Below are 17,883 nucleotides of genomic sequence, written 5' to 3' on the forward strand. Positions count from 1 at the left end.
ACGGCGGAGGCCCTCTTCGTTGGCCGTACGTCAGTTGAGTTCGGCCACCCGGGCGGCCTTCACGAGGGCCTGCACGTCCAGCTCCTGGCCGGGCTCCACCGTCCGCTGCTGCCGCGCCTGCGAGGCCGCAACGATGGCCTGCACGCGGGCCTCCTCCTGCCGGCACTCCCACTGTGCGGTCGCCACCGTGGCGGCTGCCTCGATGGCGGCGACGCGGGCCGCGTTGGCGCCCTTGGCCTGCTCCAAAGCCAGCTCGTGCTCCTGAGCGCGAGTCTCGCGCAGGTCACCCCGCCACAGGGGCGCGCACACCGCGTACACCGCCGCGGTGACCACGACCCACAGCAGGGCGGCCAGCTGCCAGTCCGGGGTCCACGCGGTGACGCCTGCGGCCGCGAGCGCGGCCGCGATGGCGAACGCAAGGCGGACGGTGGCGTTGTCGCCGTGCGGCTTGGCCGCCGCCACGCAGCCGACGCACCCTGCGAGCGCCGACAGAGTGCCGTTGATCCACAAAGGGGCAGTGGAGCCGTCCGGCAAGGCGCCGTTCCAACTCCAACCGAGCACGGACAGGCTGCTGGTGGCCAAGCCCGGGGCGATCCGGCCGAAGTGCTCCCAGAGCCAGCTGGCTCCGGACTGCCGGGGCGGCAGCTGCGGGACGGGGCGGAACGTCGCCGGTACGGGCCGGGCATGCTCGATCAGGTAGAGCGCCGGACTGAACGGCCCGGGGGTCTGCTCGCTCACCGCCCCACCTCCGGATCGGCTGGCGGGCGCGCGTCGTCACTGTCGCCAATTGGCGACAGCAGCCCCGCCTCGTCCGTACCCTCGCGGGTCGCGGGCACGGGGCCGGTGAGCAGCAGTATGGGCAGCTGGTAGCCACCCTCCAGGCGATAGCCCTCGGTCGTGCGGAGGTCCTGAAGCATCACTGCCCCTCTCGCAGAACGTGGGAGGCAGTCTCAGGCGAAAGCTGCTGGCGCACTCTCTCCATGAGCGCGGCCGGCGGCGCCCAAAGGCCCTGTGCGCCCACCCACGGAATCGGAAGAGGGAGGGCTGTCACCTCGTCCAGCACATGGTGGAAGTGACCCGGGAGGGACCACGGGGTGCACTCTCCATCATCCTCGTGACAGGCGATGATCCGGGCGACGGCCAGCACGGCGCCCACATCCAGCTGCAGCCCGCGGACCACGGCCGCCACCATGGGTCCGTGTCGGCGGTCCATGGTCCGACTCGCATGGATGAGGACGGGGCCCTGATAGCTGGTGGGCCATGTGCGGTTCTCCACGCGCTTGTCGGCGTAGGTGATGGCGGCCGCCCACGGCTGGCGGATGGTGAGTCCTCGCATCAGGAGATCACCTCCGCGAGGGCCTTGCCCACGCCGTACAGGAGAAGGGCGACGATGACGGCGAGCGCGACGAGTCCTCGGCTGACCTTGCTGATCTTGCGGAGCCTCACGGACAGGGCGAGGGCGGCCAGCACCACCACGGTGCCGTACATGGCCAGTCCGGACAGCAGGGCCTGCACCAATGTCCGGCCTAGCTCGACAGAGGTAGCGATGGCCAGCACAGACAGCACGATGGCGGCAAAGGCGATGAAGCGTTCGCGGGCAATGGTCATGCGGACGCACCACCCTGCGGGGCGACGACGATGAAGGCGGCGCCGGGGAGGTCGTAGTGGACGTGAGCGGCGGGGTGTTCGCCAGCGCGGTGTCCGGCCGCCAGCGCCTCCGCGTGGCCGTGGGCCCGCGGGTCGCTGTCGAGGATCCGTTCCAGCACGGTGGCGTTGGTGCAGTGGTTCATGGGGTGGCCTCTCCATCAAGGCGAGCAGGAAGAGGCGGGCCGCCCTCGGACGAGGACGGCCCGCGGGGCCCTATCGGGCGGGGTGGGGCCGCGCGTCCTGGGGCTGCGGCTGGCGTCCGTCGCGCTGGTGCGGCGTGGGACGCATCGGCAGGGTGGGGCGGTCACTCATCGGCCAGACCCCTTGCTGCTGCGCCTGTTGACCTCGGAGTTCTTGCGGCTGAGTTCCTTGCGCTCTTCCTCGGTCATGCGGCCGCCTCCAGCTGGCAGGTGCAGCGGACGGTGGTGGAGCGGCCGTTTCGGCGGATCACGACCGTGTCGAACCCCGCGCAGTCGGGGCAGGGGCTGGTGAAGGCAGGTCCCTTCTTGCCGACCAGCAGCAGTCGGGGGGCCGATGCGGGGGGCGGGATGGAGAAGCCGCTGGTGCGGCTGCGAGACTTGCTCATGGAGATCCCTCGTCTCTGGATTCAGGGGTTTCCCAAGCCCGGAGAGCGTTGGCGCGCTCGTCCGGGCGGGGAGGGCCGGGGCGGGAACCCCTGGCCCTCTCGCATGCCAGGAACAGTAACTTTCAGAGTCTTGAACTTCAAGAGTCTTGAGGTATGATTCTTTGCGTGGACGACGAGAGGAGGGGAGCGTGGGAAATGCACTGGCCCATATCGCGGCGCCAGAGTTCCAAGGTCATAGCCTCTTGGGGTCACTGACTCCGAGACCCCGAGGGGGCGAAATGGCGAAGGAACCGCCGGCGCGGCGCTCGTCCAGCCTCAGTGAGGCTGCGGCGGCGGCCCGCGAGCAGCTGTCACCGAAGTACGTGCAGCTGCGCGGCGACCAGTTGATCGAACTGGACGTCGTGGCGCGGGAGCTGCAGGCGGCGCGCTCACATAAGGGTGAGCGCATCACGGCAAATACCGTGATCCGCGTTGCCGTTGACGCGATCCTTGCCCACCGTGACCGCCTCGTGGGCGATACGGAAGCGGAACTGCGAACCAACTTGCTCGCGTACATCGAGGAACTACAGCAACGACGGCCGACGAGAGGTGCCTGAGTAACCAACAGACCCCGGTGGTGAGGCAACACCACCAGGGCCGCGACGCTGAAGACTTGGAGACCTGCATGCGTCACTACCAGGGTAAGGCCGCAGATCCCCCGCGGGCTGCGCCAGCCTCCGAAGATTCGAGGCGCGTCCCGCAGCTGACGCGCGTCCACCACCTGCTGATCGGCGTGGTGATCGTTGGCGCCGTGATCATCTCGGGCATCGGCTTCGCCGGGTCGTACACCGCGGTGCGCAAGCTCGCGCAGGAGGAGGGCTTCGGGGACTTCGCCTACTGGTTCCCCATCGGAGTGGACGCGGGCATTGTCGTGCTGCTGGCCCTCGATCTGCTGCTGACTTGGCTGCGCATTCCGTTCCCCCTGCTGCGGCAGACGGCGTGGCTCCTGACGGCCGCCACCATCGCGTTCAACGCCGCGTCTGCGTGGCCGGACCCGCTGGGCGTCGGCATGCACGCGGTCATCCCGATTCTGTTCGTAGTCGCGGTGGAGGCGGCCCGGCACGCTGTCGGCCGGCTCGCGGACATCACCGCCGACAAGCACATGGAAGGCGTCCGCTTCACGCGCTGGCTCCTCGCCCCGGTCCCCACGTTCCGGCTCTGGCGGCGGATGAAGCTGTGGGAGCTGCGCAGCTACGAACAGGTCATCAAGATGGAGCAGGACCGCCTGATCTATCAGGCCCGGCTGCAGAACCGGTTCGGGCGCGGGTGGCGCCGAAAGGCTCCGGTAGAGGCGCTAATGCCACTACGCCTGGCCCGGTACGGGGTGCCACTAGCCGAGACGGCGCCGACAGGGCTCGCGGCCGCCGGAATCACCCTCCCTGCGAGCCTGGAGCGTCTCGACGCACGTCCGGAGCTTCCCGCTGTGCCGCAGCAGACGGACGCTGAGCCGCTCGACGGCGGCTCTGCTGAGCATGAGCAGTACGAGGCGGAGCTGGAGGAGATCGCGGGTCATCCGGAGCCGACTCCCGCGCCGCTGGTGGACGGGTATTCGTTCGAGCAGTTCGAGCGCGACGACCAGCAGCTGGCCGGCGCCGGTGCCGTGGCTGCCCGCCGCGACGGGCGCCCGCAGATGGTGCAGGCCCGGATCGGCGGCGAGTGGTTCCGGAAGGATCCGGGGCCTGCCGAGGAGGCAGCCGCCTCACTGTCGCCAATTGGCGACACCGCCGAGTCGGTGGACGTCGCGGTGCCGTCCGAGTCGGCGGACGAGCCGCCAGACAGTGCGCCTGAGCTGACCGGGGTGGATCTGCTGGAGTACCGCTACCTGCAGCTGTCTCCGGAGGAACGGGCTCAGTCCGCCAGTGCTCTGGCTCGGGCTCTGCACCCCGGGACCGGGTTCACAGAGGGCACGGCGCGCAAGTATCTGCGGCCGATCATCGCGAAGCACGGCAGCTGAAATTCCGGGTCGGGGTGTCAGCTCTGGCCCGTACGGTGGCCACAGGTCACCGGTTTCCATCCATACAGGGCGCCCCCGGGACAGCGCTGGTACCGCCACCCCGGGGGCTTCGCGACAGGAGAGGAACCCTCATGTCACGCAGGGAAGAGAGTACGTGCCCCGGCCGCTGCGGCCTGGGTGATGGCCTGGAGCCGCGCTGGATGCGACGCGTCCTCGCTGCCCACCAGCCGAGCGCCCCGGTGGCGGGGAAGCCTCGCGCGTCGCTCGGCGCCGCAGGCCTTCCCGTCGTAGCGCTGGCAGCAGGAGAGAGCGACGGCCTGCCTGAGCCTTCCGTGGGGGCAGTGCTCGACGTCCTCAACACCGTGGGCTCGAACTGGCCCCTCGGTGGCTGGCCCGTCTTCGGCGCCACGCTCGCGGCGGCGGGCGGACTTGGACTTTTTCAGCTCAAGCGGCGCCTCGACCTGGGCAAGTCGGGGCCCACCTCGACGTCCAAAAACTCGGCGCGCATCGGCTTCGCCGGCCCCAAAGACCTGCGCAAGTGGCTGTCCGAGCGAGGTCTGCAGGCCCGTGCAGGAACCCTTCGCCCCTCCCTGGCCAGTGGTAAGGCGCGTTCGATCAGTCCGCACGAACTCGGGCTGCACCTCGGTACTGACCTGCTCTACAAGCGCCAGTTGTTCATGGCCTGCGAAGACATCCTGCTGATGTACGCCCCGCCGCGTACGGGCAAGTCCGCCCAGCTCGGCAACGCGATCATCGACGCGGCAGGCGCGTGCGTGGTGACGTCGACCCGCGGGGACCTCTACGAGCACACCCACCAGCTGAGGCGCGACCGCCACCGGCCAATCTGGGTCTTCAACGCCGGTGTGTCGGGCGTGGAAAACTCCCTGCACTGGAACCTGGTGGACGGGTGCCAGGACCCCGTGGTGGCCCTGCGGCGCGCGGGCTACATCCTCTCTGCCTCGGCCAGCGGCGAAAGCATGGAAAACGCCAGCTTCTGGGAGGGGCACAGCTTCATGGTCCTCTCCTGCTACCTCCTCGCGGCCGGGCTCAAGGGCGGGGACCTGGCGACGGTTCGGAGCTGGGTCACCAACTCGGTGGACCGTGAGCCGCTGGACATCCTCATGGCCCATCCCGACGAGGTGCCGGCGGGCTGGGCTCACGGACTGAACCAGATGCGGCAGGCCCCGGAGAAGACCCGGGACAGCGTGTACCTGACGCTCATCCGAAGCTTCGAGTTCATGTCGCTGCCCCAGGTCATGGACATCGTGTCCCCCCGGCCCGGTCAGCAGAAGTTCGACGTTCAGGACTTCCTCCGCTCGAGCGGCACCCTGTACCTGATGGGTCGGGACCAGCAGTACGGAAGCGTGGCCCCGCTGTTCACGGCGCTGGTCGGCGAGATCTACGAGGCGGCGTATCTCCATGCGGACAACAGCCCCGGGGGGCGTCTGGACCCGTACGTGCGGTTCGTGCTGGACGAGGCGGCCGTGATCTGCCCGCTCCCGCTCCACAAGTGGTCGGCGGACGCAGGCGGCAGGAACATTCAGCTCCTGATCAGCGTCCAGTCCCCGTCACAGCTACGGGAGCGGTGGGGCCAGAACGGCGCCCAGACGATCATGAGCAATTCCGTGCGCGTCGTCCTCGGTGGCCTGTCCATTCCGCAGGATCTGGAGGAAGTGTCGGTGCTGTGCGGCGAGCGGGACGAGGAAGTGGCCTCGTCGTCCTCGACGGACGAGGACAAGAGGTCCCGGAACGTCTCGGTGCGACGGGTCCGCGTCATGCCGCAGGATGCCGTCCGGCAGATGGAGGAGGGTACGGGCCTGATCTTCTACCGGCGGCTGCCCCCGATCCGGTACCGGTTCACTCCGGTCTGGGAGCGCGCTGACGTCAGGGCCCTGGCGAAGCAGGGGAAGGCCCAGGAGAAGCTGGAGGCGAGGCTGAAGAAGCAGGGCACGCAGGTTCAGGGGCCGGTGCTGGCTCCTCGGATGCCCGACACGGCTCCGGTAATCCCGCCGCAGACCGCGGGGGCCGAGTCGGCGGCTGAGGCGGGGAGGCAGGCGGGATGACCGACCAGCCGAAGGAGATCAGGGCCGTCTGGGAGCGTACTCGGGCGCTGGGGCATGCGATCGAGACGCTGGACACGCGGCTGAAGGCGCTGGAAGGCCAGGGCCTGGCCGAGGCTCTGGTGGAGCTCTCCGAGGTCGTCCAGCGGCTGGCGGAGGAGCCCAAAGAGGCGAAGCCTTCCGTCTGGAACTGGGGGGCGTTCAATCCGCAGCAGCAGGCACAGGCGTGGGAGATCCTGCTGGAGTGGATGGAAGGGACCTTCCGGCCTCGCTGGCCCCGGGCGTACCGGGAAATGCTCGGCTACACGGACAAGCCCACCTCGTGCTGGTACCAGCATCCCGACATGGTGGAGGCCCTATCGGGCCTGATGGCCAGCTACCACTGGGCGTACAGCGATCCGGAGTCGGGCCCGTTGCGAGTAGCTGAGTGGCTGGACCGTTGGCTGCCCGGTGCGGTCCGGCAGGGGCAGTTCATCCTGCAGGACTGCACGGGCTTCGGCCCCGACGCCCACAAGGCCAACCCGTGGGAGAGCAAGGCGGTGGAGCAGGACACCGATGCGGTGCGGCGCCGCATTCACATGCTCAAGGCTGGCGAGGCGGTCGGCTGAACTTCGCCGAATGTTGAGAGGCCCGAACCTGCGGTTCGGGCCTCTCGGCATTCGGCGTCACTGGGCCACGGGCCTCGGCCTGCTCGTGCTCGTCGCCCACTCCAACGCGCTCAGCACCCCGGCTCCGTAGTCCTCGTCCACGTCACGCCAGGCGTTGCGCTCCACGCAGTCCAGCGCCCGGGTCTCTTCGCGCCCCACCTCTCGGGCGGTGTACGGGTACGCGTGCGTCTCCTGGCTGATGGGGCTGGCCTCCAGTTCGCCCAGCAGCCACGCGGCCGCTGCCCACACTCCATGGGCCACGGCTGCGTCCTTGCGGTGGTTGGCGTAGACCTCGACGCGGGCCGCGTCGCCGGCGCGGTACTGCCGGGCGGCGTCGTCCCGGAGCGCTTCCAGCTCGGCGCGCTGCCGGCGAACGGCTCCCGGAACACTAGGGATCGGTTCGTGCCGGGGCGGGGCTGAGTTCGTGCCGTACTCGTGGCCCGGCCACGACGGCGTCACTCCGGGCAGGATCTTGGGCCGCTCCGGGGTGCCCAGGATCTCGCTGATCGACCGCTGGGGTGGCTCGGCGGGCCTGTGCGGCGCTTGGGGACGCTCGCTCCACGGATCGCTGCTGCTGGCCATCCCACGACGGTAACGGCAGGCACTGACAGCCTGCCAGGGGTACCCGACCGATGCGGCAGTCCGCTCCGTACCTCAAGTGGGGCAGGGCTACATCTCGACTTCGCGGCCGCTGATCTCGACGGCCGGGGCTCGGCGTACTTCCGGTTCGTCTCGGCGTGCCCGCTCGGCCTCCTCCATCTGCCGCACCTGCTCCCGGTCGGCCAGAATCTCCGCGGCCCGCGACAGCCTGGCTACCGCGGCCGAACTCGTCTACTTCCTCGAACTCGGCGAACCGGTACCCGAGATCAGGTCCCGCGCCGCAGGGCCGCGGCCGCCGTGCTCGGCCGCCGTTCGCGCCCCGGCGGGCCGCGCCCTCCTCCCGCGAGCCCCGGCAGGGCGGCGGTGCGGCCACCGGACATCTCCCGCCACCCGCCGTACTCGCGGTGCGGGATCGCTGAACTCCCCGTCGCCGGGCACTAGATTGACGGTGGCACAGACGCGCGGGCCTGGCTGGTCAGGGGGCAGGGGTTCATGGAGATGGAAGGCACGTACGACGCACGCGGAGCCCGATCCGGCGGCACCGGCAGCGCGCGGCCCGTCCCGCGCCCCGCGGGCCCGCCGCCGATGCCGCCCGCCGTCCCGCCGGTCCCGGCCCACGCCCCGGCGGCGGCCGGTACCTCGGTCGCCGACTGGCTGCGCACCCCGCGGCCCGAGGCCGAACCGGGCGTCTGGCGGCTGGGACACCGGCCGCGCCCGGCGGAGGAGCCGGAGCCCGTCCCGGCGAGGCGGCTCTTCGCGGGGGCGCTGATCGCCCTGCTCGCGGGGTGGCTGCTGTGGTCCCTGCTCTGGAACGGCTACCTCGGCCGCTACTGGCTCTGGCCGCTGCTGGTACTCACCCCTGACTCCTGGCGGGCCGACCCGCCGCTGTGGGCCACGGTGAGTTACGCGTACTACGCCCTCGTCGGCGGCGGACTGCTCGTCCTGTTCGCCCGGATCGGCCACGTGCCCGAGATCTGGCGCCGGTACTCCCGGAGGAAGGACGTCCCCGTCCCCCCGCCCCCGCCGAAGGACGACCCCGCCGACTGGCCCGACCTGCGCACCGCAGGGCTGGACGACACAGCGCGCACCCTGGCCGACGCGACGCGCACGGGATCGCTCGGCGACGTCGACTACGCGCGGATCCGCCGGGCCTGGCAGGGGGTGCGGACCAGGCCCGAGCGACTGGCGGCCTTCACGGACGTGGTCCGTGCCGAGGGCGCCGCGGCCTGCGCCCATCCCTCCGGAGTCCGGGATCTGCCGGTGCGCACCGCCGTGCACGACCTCGCAACCGGCCAGGTCAGGATCGGCACCGCCGCCGACCACCCCCGCAACCCCTACGCCCGCCGCACCACCGGGGTCGCCCTCGAACCCGCCCTGCTCAGCACCTCGCTGCTCGCCGTCGGGCCGTCCGGGTCGGGCAAGACGGTGCGGCTGGTGCGGCCCGTCGTGGAGTCCATGTGCCTGCAGGCCCTCGCGAACCGCGCCGCGGTCGTGGCCGTCACCGCGCACGGTACGGCGCTCGCCCCCGACGACGCCTTCGACCTGGTCATCGCCCCGGGCCGGCCGGAGTCCACACACGACCTGGACCTGTACGGCGGCAGCGACGACCCCGACGAGGCCGCGCGCGTCCTCGCCGAGGCGCTCGTCGGGGACCTTACGGCCGACGGTCGGCGGGCCGCCACCGCCCTTGCGCAGCTCATCGGGCCGTACCGCGGCGTCCACGGCCACTTCCCGGCCGTGCCCGAACTGCGCGACCTCCTCGGTGGCGCGCCCGGTGCGCTGGACGGGCTGCGTACCGCACTGCAGGCCGCGGGCGGGACGTCCCAGCTGCGGGAACTCGACGCGCGGGTACGGCAGTCCCAGCGCGCCGACGACATCGGGACGCTGCTCGCGGACCGGATCGCCTTCCTCGACCGGCCCGCGTTCGCCGGGTTCTTCCGCACCGCCGAGCCCGGCCGCCAGTTCTCGCTGCGGGCCCTCGAGCACCCGCTGCGGGTCCGGATCGACCTCCCGGAACGCGGCCATGCCGAGGCGTCGCGGATCATCGCCCGGCTGGTCCTCGCCCAGTTCACGGAGGCCGTGCTCAGCCGCTCGGACCGATCGCTGTTCGCCTGTCTGGTGCTGGACGACGCCACACACACGGTCACGCCCGAGTCGATCCGGGCCGTTCAGCGGCTGCGCTCCGCACACGCGGGGGTGGTGCTGGCGCTGCGCACCCTGGAGGACGTGCCGGAGCCGCTGCGCGGGCCGCTGCTGGGCGCGGTCGGCTGCCGGATGGCGTTCGCCGGGCTCGGGCCGTGGGACGGCGGCCGGTTCGCCGAGTCCTGGGGCAAGGAGTGGGTGCAGACCAAGGACGTGACCAACCGGCAGATCATCTCCGACGAGCCGCTGACCAAGGCGCTGCACTTCATGCGCCGGGTCGTGACGGGCAGGGCGGCGACCGCCGAGGCGGTGACGGTCCGTGAGGTCGAGCGGGAGCGCTGGTCGGCCTCCGAGCTGGCGCATTCCGTGCCGGCCGGGCACGCGGTGCTCTCCCTGGCGTCGGTGCGCGGCGAGCACACCCCTCCGCTCCTGGTGGATCTGCGGAACTGAGCCGGGCACCCGTACGCGGTGGCAGAATCGAGGTGCGCCGTTCATACGGGACGGCACAACAGACCGAGAAGCACTCGCCCTCTGCCGAAAGTCCGCGGTCCCATGCCGGTCACCCTCGCGTCCCTCGTCCAGCACTCCGCGCTCAAGCTGACCGTCCGCGCGGGGGAGGACCGTCTCGGCACCCCCGTGCGCTGGGTGCACGCCAGCGAGCTGGCGGACCCGGTGCCCTACATGGAGGGGGGCGAGCTGCTGCTCGTCACCGCGATGACGCTCGACGCCGCCGACCGGGAGGCGATGCGGCGCTATGTGCGGCGGCTCTCGGGCGCGGGCGTCGCGGGGCTGGGCTTCGCCGTCGGGGTGAACTACGACGACATCCCCGACGCTCTGCTGGAGGCGGCCGACGCCGAGGACTTCCCCCTCCTGGAGGTGCCCCGGCGCACGCCCTTCCTGGCCATCAGCAAGGCGGTCTCCGCGGCGATCGCGGCCGATCAGTACCGGGCCGTCACCGCGGGCTTCGAGGCCCAGCGGGAGCTGACCCGCGCCGCGCTCGCCGAGGGTCCCGCGGCCCTGCTCGCCAAGCTCGCCGCGCATGTCGACGGCTGGGCCGCGCTCTACGACGCCTCCGGCGCCGTCGTCGCCGCCGCTCCCGACTGGGCCGCCCGGCGCGCGGCCCGGCTCACGGGAGACGTGGAGCGCCTGCGCGAGCGCCCCGCGCCCGCAAGTGCGGTCGTCGGCGGGACGGAGGACCGTGTGGAACTCCAGTCCCTCGGCACCGGGCGGCGGGTCAGGGGTGCCCTCGCGGTCGGCACGGGCGCGCCGCTCGGCACCGCCGAGCGCTACGCCGTGCACTCCGCGGTGGCGCTGCTGACCCTGACCACGGAACGGTCGCGCTCGCTGCAGGCCGCGGAGCAGCGGCTGGGCGCGGCGGTGCTGAGGATGATGCTCGCCGGCCAGCCCGACCCCGCCAGAACGGTCGCCGGGGACCTGTACGGAGGACTCCTGGACGCCCCGTTCCGGCTGCTCATCGCCGAACCGGACGGCGAGCCCGACCCGGCGGCCGAACACCCCGCGCACACCCTCGCCGAGGCGCTGGAGTCCGCCGCCTCCCGGGCGGGTGAATCGGTGCTGACCGTGTGGGAGAGCGACGACCGGCTCGTCGTCCTCGCCGCCGACGGGGGAGCGGTCGCGCTCGCCTGCGAGCCCTACACCGAACGCGAGACGGAGGAGGCGGGGGTCGTCGTCGGCATGTCGGCCCCGGCGGGGCCGGTGGCTGCGGCCACCGCGTACAAGCAGGCCGAGCAGGCGCTCTCCGTCGCCCGCAGGCGGGGCCGGGCGCTCGTCGAGCACGAGGAACTCGCGGCGGGCTCGGTGCTGCCGCTGCTCGCCGACGACGCGGTGCGCGCCTTCGCCGACGGGATGCTGCGAGCGCTGCGGGAGCACGACGCGACGGGCCGCGGCGACCTCGTGGCCTCCCTGCGTGCCTGGCTCTCCCGTCACGGCCAGTGGGACGCGGCCGCGGCCGATCTGGGCGTCCACCGCCACACCCTGCGCTACCGCATGCGGCGCGTCGAGGAGATCCTCGGTCGCTCCCTGGACGACCCGGACGTGCGGATGGAACTCTGGCTGGCCCTCAAGGCGACCGAGACCCCGCTGCCGGCCGCCGCCCCGGCCCCGGAGCAGGGCCCGGTGCCGTAGCAGCCGGGCACGGCCCGTCCCCGGTCCAGGTCTCGGTCCCATGGCTGCGGCAGCGGCAGCGGCTGTTCCTGGCCGGTAGCCCGACAGGGCCTGGCCCGGGCCGTGGCCGCGACAGGGACGTCCCGGGGGTTCCGCGGCCGGTCCTGGCCCCGGTCCCGATCTCCGGTCCTGGTCCCGGACACTCTCGCGATGCCGGCCCTTCAACGCGAACGTGAAGGCAATTCCCCTTCCGCTGCCCGAAATCGGGCAGAAAACATGGCATTCGGCTGCCGAACTGCCTAGGGTCCTGCTCCGTGATCACCGGCTTGGGCGGGGGTGGCACCCGTCCGGCCTCCACGAGACGAGAAGGACCGATGACGCAATCCGGCGCAGGCACCGGCGCACCCGTTCCCGGCGTACCCGTCCCCGGCGGATCCGGCGGGAACAGACCTCCCGCCGGACGCGGCGCCCTGACCGGTAACGGACCCGGCACCGGCGCCCCCTCCGGTACCGGACCCGGCTCCAGACCAGGTGCCCCCCTCGACTCCGGACCCGGTGCCGCGCCCGCCGTTCGGCCCGCGGACGTCCGTGTGCCCGGCCGCCGGATATCCGGGCCGGTCTGGGCCGCGCTCGCCATCGTCTACGTCGTGTGGGGTTCCACGTACCTCGGCATCCGCGTGGTCGTCGAGACCATGCCGCCGTTCCTGTCGGCCGGCGCGCGCTTCGTCACCGCCGGCCTGATCCTCGCCGCGATCGTCGCCTGGCTCCAGGGGCCGTCCGCGCTCCGCGCCACCCGCGCCCAGCTGGGCTCGGCGGCCGTGGTCGGGCTGCTGCTGCTCCTGGGCGGCAACGGGCTGGTCGTCCTCGCCGAGACCGCCGTCCCGTCGGGACTCGCCGCACTCCTGGTCGCCGTCGTCCCGGCCTGGGTCGTCGTCCTGCGGTGCGCGTCCGGCGAGCGCCCGGGTCCCGGCGCGTACGGCGGCGTCCTGCTCGGGCTCGCGGGTCTCGCCGTGCTGACCCTGCCCGGCCTGAGCGGCGACGTCCGTCTCTGGGGCGTGCTGACCGTGGTCGCCGCGACCGTCCTGTGGTCGGTGGGCTCGTTCTCCTCCTCCCGTATCCCCATGCCGGCCAACCCGTTCGCGACGAGCGCCTACGAGATGGTCGCGGGCGGCCTGGGCTGTCTCCTCGTCGGCCTGGGCCGCGGTGAGCAGCGGGGCTTCCTCCTCGCCGAGGTGTCCGGCCGCTCCTGGACCGCCCTCGCCTATCTCGTCGTCTTCGGCTCGCTGATCGCGTTCACGGCGTACGCCTGGCTGCTGCACTCCGCCCCGCTCTCGCTGGTGGCCACCTACGCCTACGTCAACCCCGTCGTCGCCGTGCTCCTCGGCTCGCTGGTCCTCGGGGAGCGGCTGACCTGGCCCATTGCGGTCGGCGGCGCGGTCGTCGTGGCCGGTGTCTGCCTGATCGTCAGCACCGAACGCCGCCGCTGACGACCGGCGGAGACCGGGCGCCGGCGAGCGTGAGGCGGCCGGGTGCCACGTACCCGTCGTGGCGGGTGGGCGACCGCGGCCGGGCGCACCCGTGAGCGGCACGGCGCCCCCCGGCTCCCGGACCCGCCAAGGCGGCCCCAGACCTCCGGCCCCACACCGCCGAAGACGGCGTGGCGGCCCCGGAGCCCGGGAACCCCGGAACCCCGGTACTCCCGACCCCCGGGGCTCCGGCTCCCGGACCCGCCAAAGCGGCAGGGCGGCCCGCCCGACCACTCCATGCCGGACAACCCACGATCCGGCCCCGCCGCCCTACCGTGTGAGAAGAGGCAACCCACTACTTCGGAAGGGCCGGGACCCCCAAGATGACTTCCACCCACGCCTTCTGGCTCGCCGGCCGCCAGGCCACCGGCGAGGCGACCTTCGACGTGACCTCGCCCTGGGACGGCCGTCTCGTCGGCACGGTCGCCGTCCCGACCGACGCCCAGGTCGAGGAGGCCGTTGCCGCGGCCCACGCCGTCGTGGACGAGTTCGCCGCGACCCCGGCCCATGTGCGCGCCGCCGCCCTCGACCACGTGTCGAAGCGCCTCGTCGAGCGCACCGAGGAGATCGCCCAGCTGATCTCCGCCGAGAACGGCAAGCCCGTCAAGTGGGCCCGCGGCGAGGTCGGCCGCGCGGTCTCCGTCTTCCGCTTCGCCGCCGAGGAGGCCCGCCGCTTCAACGGCGGCGACGCCCAGCGCCTCGACACGGATCTCGGCGGCCAGGGGCGCCTCGCCCTCACCCGCCGCTTCCCCAAGGGCGTCGTCCTCGGCATCGCGCCGTTCAACTTCCCGCTGAACCTGTGCGCCCACAAGATCGCGCCGGCCATCGCCGTCGGGGCGCCGATCATCCTCAAGCCCGCTCCCGCCACTCCGCTGTCCGGCCTGGTCCTCGGCGAGCTGCTCGCCGAGACCGAACTGCCCGCCGGCTCCTGGTCGGTGCTCCCGGTCCCGAACGACAGGATGCCCGCCCTGGTCCAGGACGAGCGCCTCCCGGTCATCTCCTTCACGGGCTCCGACAAGGTCGGCTACGCGATCATGGACTCCGTGCCGCGCAAGCACTGCACCCTGGAGCTGGGCGGCAACGGCGCGGCCGTCGTCCTCGCCGACTTCGCCTCGGAGGAGGACCTGGACTGGGCGGCGACCCGGATCGCCACCTTCTCCAACTACCAGGGCGGCCAGTCCTGCATCTCCGTGCAGCGCGTGATCGCCGACACCTCGGTGTACGACCGGCTGCTGCCGAAGATCGTCGCGGCGGTCGAGGCGCAGAACACCGGCGACCCCTCCGACCCGTCCACCGACGTCGGCCCGCTGGTCAGCGAGGACGCGGCCAAGCGTGTCGAGTCCTGGGTCGAGGAGGCCGTCGAGGCGGGTGCCCGGCTCCACACCGGCGGCAAGCGCGACGGCGCCTCCTACGCGCCGACCGTGCTCAGCGGAGTGCCGGCGCACACGACGCTCGCCTGCGAGGAGGTCTTCGGGCCGGTCCTCACCGTGCAGAGCGTCGACGGCGAGACCGAGGCCTTCGCCGCGGTGAACGACTCCAAGTACGGCCTGCAGGCGGGTGTGTTCACGCACGACCTGCAGACCGCCTTCCGCGCCCACCGGGAGCTGGAGGTCGGCGGCGTGATCGTCGGCGACGTGCCGTCCTACCGCGCCGACCAGATGCCCTACGGCGGCGCCAAGCAGTCCGGCGTGGGACGCGAGGGCGTTCGGTTCGCGATGGACGACTACACCTACGAGCGGGTGCTGGTCCTCACCGGACTCGCCCTCTAGTACGCCCCCGACCGACGGCCGGAGCCCACTGTGCGGGGGCTCCGGCCGTCTCTCTTCTCAGGGATCAGCTCGCAGCCGTGGTCCGGCGGCCGGTGGAGGCGCGGAGGATCACGGCGAGAGCCACCAGGACGATGCCGAACCATATGACGCCCGGGACGCCCACATGGTCGGCGAGCAGGCCGCCGAAGAGGGCACCCAGGGCGATGCAGGTGTTGTAGGCCATGGTGTTGAGCGACATGGCGGCCTCGAAGGTCTCGGGCGCCGCCGCGAGCGTCATGTTGATCTGGCTGAGCTGGACGACACCGAAGGCGAGGCCCCACAGGATCATGGCGGCGATCACGCCGACGGCGTTCGTGCCGGTGGTCAGCAGCATGCCGAGTGCGCCGATCAGGACGAGGCCGCCCACGACGAAGCTGCCCCGCAGGCTCCTGCCGACGGTCAGGCCGCCGACGAAGTTGCCGATCGCACCGCCGATACCGAAGACGATGAGGACGACGGTGATGAAGCCGGCGGTGGCGGACGCGCTTTCCTCCAGGTAGGGACGGACGAAGGTGTAGGCACCGAAGTGGCCGAGGACGAAGAGGACGACCATGACCAGGACCACGCGCAGCGGCACGTTCCTGACGGGCAGTCCGAAGACCTCGCGTACCGAGACCGCGTTGGCCGACGGCAGCGACGGGACGGTGCAGGCGACCGCGAGGAGCACCAGGGAGCTGAGGCCCGCCCAGATGAGGAAGGTGGCACGCCAGCCGCCGGCGCTCTCCAGCACGGTGCCGAGCGGGATGCCGACGACGGTGGCGACCGAGATGCCGGACATCACGACGGCGGCGGCCCGGTTGGCGTGCCTCTCGGGGACGATGCGCATGGCCATGCTGACGCCGATGGCCCAGAAGACGCCGCTGGCGAAGCCCATGATCAGTCGGGTGCCCAGGATCAGCGGGTAGGTCGGGGCCATCGAGGTGATCAGGTTGCCGACGGCCAGGACGGCCAGCAGCGCGGTCAGCAGCCGGCGGCGGTTGATGCGCCGCGTCCATGCCACGAGGAAGGGCACGCCGAGACCGGCCGCGACTCCCTGCGCCGTGACCATGAGGCCGGCCGTGCCCACGGAGACGTGGAGGCTCTCGCTGAGCGGGGTGAGCAGGCCGATCGGCATGAGTTCGGTGGTGAGGAAGACGAACAGACTTGCGGTGATGGCTGCCACACCCAGCCATCCCCGGGTCGGGGACAGCTGCTTCCGTGGTGCGACGGGCGTTGTCTCTTCGTCAATGGTCATGTCATCTCTCCGGACGCAGTCGGACGTGGTCTGGCGTGTTCTGGCGCGGTCTGGCATGGTCTGGCGCGGTTGTGAGCGTGCCTCGTGGTCCTGGGGTCCAGCGGGGAGGCCGGGGCGTGGACGGCTCGGATCCCGTCACCGTGGGAGAGGGCGGCGAGGATCACCACGATCGGTCCGGCTCGGTCCGGCTCGGTCCGGCGCGGCCCGGCGCCGTCCGGGATCGGGTCGCGGTGGCGTGGTGCGCATGGCAGTCGCTCGTCCTTTCGGTGCTACGGGCACGAGGGCGCGACGAAGCGAGCCTCGGCGGTGTGCGCCCAGGTGCGGGGTCAGGGGGAGGGCAGCGGAATCGAGGCTCTCGGGCTTGCCGAAGCGGCCCCGATCGAGGGCTCCCGGCGGAGTCGGCCCGAGGGACCTGCTGCCGTGTGTGTGGTCACCAGTGTCGAGCCGGGGGCATCGATGAGTCCAACGCATGTTTGTCACGCGATGAATCGCGTATCACGATGGATCGATGGAGCTCCAGCAGATGCGGTACGTGATCGCCGTGGCCGAGACGAACAGCTTCACGAGGGCCGCCCAGCGCTGCCTGGTGGTCCAGTCCGCGCTGAGCCACCAGATCGCGCGACTGGAGAGGGAACTGGGCGCGAGGCTCTTCGAACGCACCAGTCGCCGGGTCCGGTTGACGCCGGCGGGCGCCGCCTTCCTGCCCGCTGCCCGCCGGTGCCTGGACGCGGCGGAGCGGGCCGCCGCCGAAGTCGCGGCGACCGTGGGGGAGGTGCGCGGACGCCTCGAGGTGGGGCTGATCCCCACCGTCGCCGCCGTGGATGTCCCCAACGTCCTCAAGGACTTCCACCGGCGCCATCCGAAGGCCCGGATCAGTGTGAGTGTGGGAGCGAGCGACGAGCTCGTCGAGCGGGTCAGGCAGGGTGAGATCGAGGTGGCCTTCCTCGGCATCCCGATCACGGCCCGCCCCAGGGGTGTGATGGCCCGCGAGATCGCCCGGGAGCGGCTGGTCGCCGTGGTCTCCCCGGACCACCCGCTCGCCGGCGAGACGTCGGTCGACCTCCGCCGGCTGTCCTCGGAGGTGTTCGTGGACCTCCCGGCGAAGACCGCCGGCCGGGCCCAGTCCGATCTGGCGTTCACCGCCGCCGGCCTGACCCGCGAGGTCGCCTTCGAGGTGACCAACGCGGACTACCTGGCCCGCCTGGTGGGGGCGGGCCTCGGCGTGGCCCTGCTCCCGCCCGCGTACGTCGCGGGCCTGGCCGGGGTGGCCACCATCGAGGTCACGGACGCCCCGGGGCGCGCCGAGTACGTGATCTGGGGCCGGGAGGGCCTCACCCCGGCGGCCGCGGCCTTCCTGGAGCTGCTGGGCATCGAGGGGGAGCGGACGGGCGCGCCGGGTGGGGGCCGCCCCGGCCCGTCCGCGCGCCCGTCCGCGGGCCCATCGGACCGTGTCGGGTGAGGGCCGCCCCCGACGCGCTTCCCGGCCGTCGCGGCAGGGGCGCGGGCCCGTGCCGCC

The 17,883-nt window shown here is 72.2% G+C and carries 17 protein-coding genes; 9 read left to right on the forward strand and 8 right to left on the reverse strand.

Annotated features, from left to right (window positions below; all coding sequences use genetic code 11):
- Positions 1-30: 30 nt before the first annotated feature.
- The 6 genes from DDW44_RS22620 to DDW44_RS22645 form a co-directional block, all read right to left on the reverse strand.
- On the reverse strand, positions 31-738 hold the full coding sequence (locus DDW44_RS22620) for a hypothetical protein (protein ID WP_108907535.1): 708 nt from the start codon (positions 736-738) through the stop codon (positions 31-33).
- Positions 735-920 carry a hypothetical protein gene (locus DDW44_RS22625; protein ID WP_146207047.1) on the reverse strand — a complete coding sequence of 62 codons (186 nt, stop codon included), beginning with the start codon at positions 918-920 and terminating at the stop codon, positions 735-737. Before DDW44_RS22625 ends, DDW44_RS22620 begins: the two co-directional genes overlap by 4 nt.
- Positions 917-1,336 carry an ASCH domain-containing protein gene (locus tag DDW44_RS22630; protein WP_108907537.1) on the reverse strand — a complete coding sequence of 140 codons (420 nt, stop codon included), beginning with the start codon at positions 1,334-1,336 and terminating at the stop codon, positions 917-919. Before DDW44_RS22630 ends, DDW44_RS22625 begins: the two co-directional genes overlap by 4 nt.
- Positions 1,336-1,608, reverse strand: coding sequence for a hypothetical protein (locus tag DDW44_RS22635; RefSeq protein WP_146207048.1), 273 nt, complete (start codon positions 1,606-1,608; stop codon positions 1,336-1,338). Before DDW44_RS22635 ends, DDW44_RS22630 begins: the two co-directional genes overlap by 1 nt.
- Positions 1,605-1,790, reverse strand: a complete 186-nt coding sequence (locus DDW44_RS22640) for a hypothetical protein (RefSeq protein WP_108907539.1) — start codon at positions 1,788-1,790, stop codon at positions 1,605-1,607. The genes DDW44_RS22635 and DDW44_RS22640 overlap by 4 nt, the downstream gene beginning before the upstream one ends.
- Before the next feature lie 242 nt (positions 1,791-2,032).
- On the reverse strand, positions 2,033-2,233 hold the full coding sequence (locus DDW44_RS22645; RefSeq protein WP_108907540.1) for a hypothetical protein: 201 nt from the start codon (positions 2,231-2,233) through the stop codon (positions 2,033-2,035).
- A 278-nt stretch (positions 2,234-2,511) separates the two neighbouring features.
- On the opposite strand from DDW44_RS22645, the gene DDW44_RS22650 reads away from it, so the two are divergent.
- From DDW44_RS22650 to DDW44_RS22665, 4 genes are all read left to right on the forward strand, one after another.
- A complete protein-coding gene (locus tag DDW44_RS22650; protein ID WP_108907541.1) occupies positions 2,512-2,829 on the forward strand; it encodes a hypothetical protein in 318 nt (105 codons plus the stop codon).
- Positions 2,830-2,897: 68 nt separating this feature from the next.
- Complete coding sequence (locus tag DDW44_RS32910; RefSeq protein ID WP_244224085.1) at positions 2,898-4,226, forward strand: DUF2637 domain-containing protein; 1,329 nt, start codon at positions 2,898-2,900, stop codon at positions 4,224-4,226.
- A 341-nt stretch (positions 4,227-4,567) separates the two neighbouring features.
- Entirely contained in the window at positions 4,568-6,289 is a 1,722-nt protein-coding gene (locus tag DDW44_RS22660; RefSeq protein ID WP_167455524.1) for a type IV secretory system conjugative DNA transfer family protein, read from the forward strand.
- Positions 6,286-6,894 carry a hypothetical protein gene (locus DDW44_RS22665; RefSeq protein WP_108907543.1) on the forward strand — a complete coding sequence of 203 codons (609 nt, stop codon included), beginning with the start codon at positions 6,286-6,288 and terminating at the stop codon, positions 6,892-6,894. Before DDW44_RS22660 ends, DDW44_RS22665 begins: the two co-directional genes overlap by 4 nt.
- A gap of 57 nt (positions 6,895-6,951) precedes the next feature.
- On the opposite strand, the gene DDW44_RS22670 is transcribed toward DDW44_RS22665, so the two are convergent.
- Positions 6,952-7,515, reverse strand: coding sequence for a hypothetical protein (locus DDW44_RS22670; protein WP_108907544.1), 564 nt, complete (start codon positions 7,513-7,515; stop codon positions 6,952-6,954).
- Between the two features lie 516 nt (positions 7,516-8,031).
- Between DDW44_RS22670 and DDW44_RS22675 the strand changes: the two genes are divergently transcribed.
- The 4 genes from DDW44_RS22675 (at position 8,032) to DDW44_RS22690 (ending at position 15,094) form a co-directional block, all read left to right on the forward strand.
- The gene (locus DDW44_RS22675) at positions 8,032-10,125 is read left to right on the forward strand and encodes a type IV secretory system conjugative DNA transfer family protein (RefSeq protein ID WP_108907545.1); all 2,094 of its coding nucleotides are present in this window, start codon (positions 8,032-8,034) and stop codon (positions 10,123-10,125) included.
- 102 nt (positions 10,126-10,227) lie between these two features.
- Entirely contained in the window at positions 10,228-11,820 is a 1,593-nt protein-coding gene (locus DDW44_RS22680) for a PucR family transcriptional regulator (RefSeq protein WP_108907546.1), read from the forward strand.
- 569 nt (positions 11,821-12,389) lie between these two features.
- Positions 12,390-13,286 (forward strand): EamA family transporter, encoded by an 897-nt coding sequence (locus tag DDW44_RS22685; RefSeq protein WP_108907547.1) that lies wholly within the window; start codon positions 12,390-12,392, stop codon positions 13,284-13,286.
- Positions 13,287-13,648: 362 nt separating this feature from the next.
- The gene (locus DDW44_RS22690) at positions 13,649-15,094 is read left to right on the forward strand and encodes an aldehyde dehydrogenase family protein (RefSeq protein WP_108907548.1); all 1,446 of its coding nucleotides are present in this window, start codon (positions 13,649-13,651) and stop codon (positions 15,092-15,094) included.
- Positions 15,095-15,158: 64 nt separating this feature from the next.
- Here DDW44_RS22690 and DDW44_RS22695 read toward each other — a convergent pair whose 3' ends face one another.
- A complete protein-coding gene (locus DDW44_RS22695) occupies positions 15,159-16,367 on the reverse strand; it encodes an MFS transporter (protein ID WP_108907549.1) in 1,209 nt (402 codons plus the stop codon).
- Positions 16,368-16,875: 508 nt separating this feature from the next.
- On the opposite strand from DDW44_RS22695, the gene DDW44_RS22700 reads away from it, so the two are divergent.
- The gene (locus tag DDW44_RS22700) at positions 16,876-17,826 is read left to right on the forward strand and encodes a LysR family transcriptional regulator (protein ID WP_167455525.1); all 951 of its coding nucleotides are present in this window, start codon (positions 16,876-16,878) and stop codon (positions 17,824-17,826) included.
- Positions 17,827-17,883: the final 57 nt, after the last annotated feature.

Source organism: Streptomyces tirandamycinicus, from assembly GCF_003097515.1.
Lineage (GTDB): Bacteria > Actinomycetota > Actinomycetes > Streptomycetales > Streptomycetaceae > Streptomyces > Streptomyces tirandamycinicus.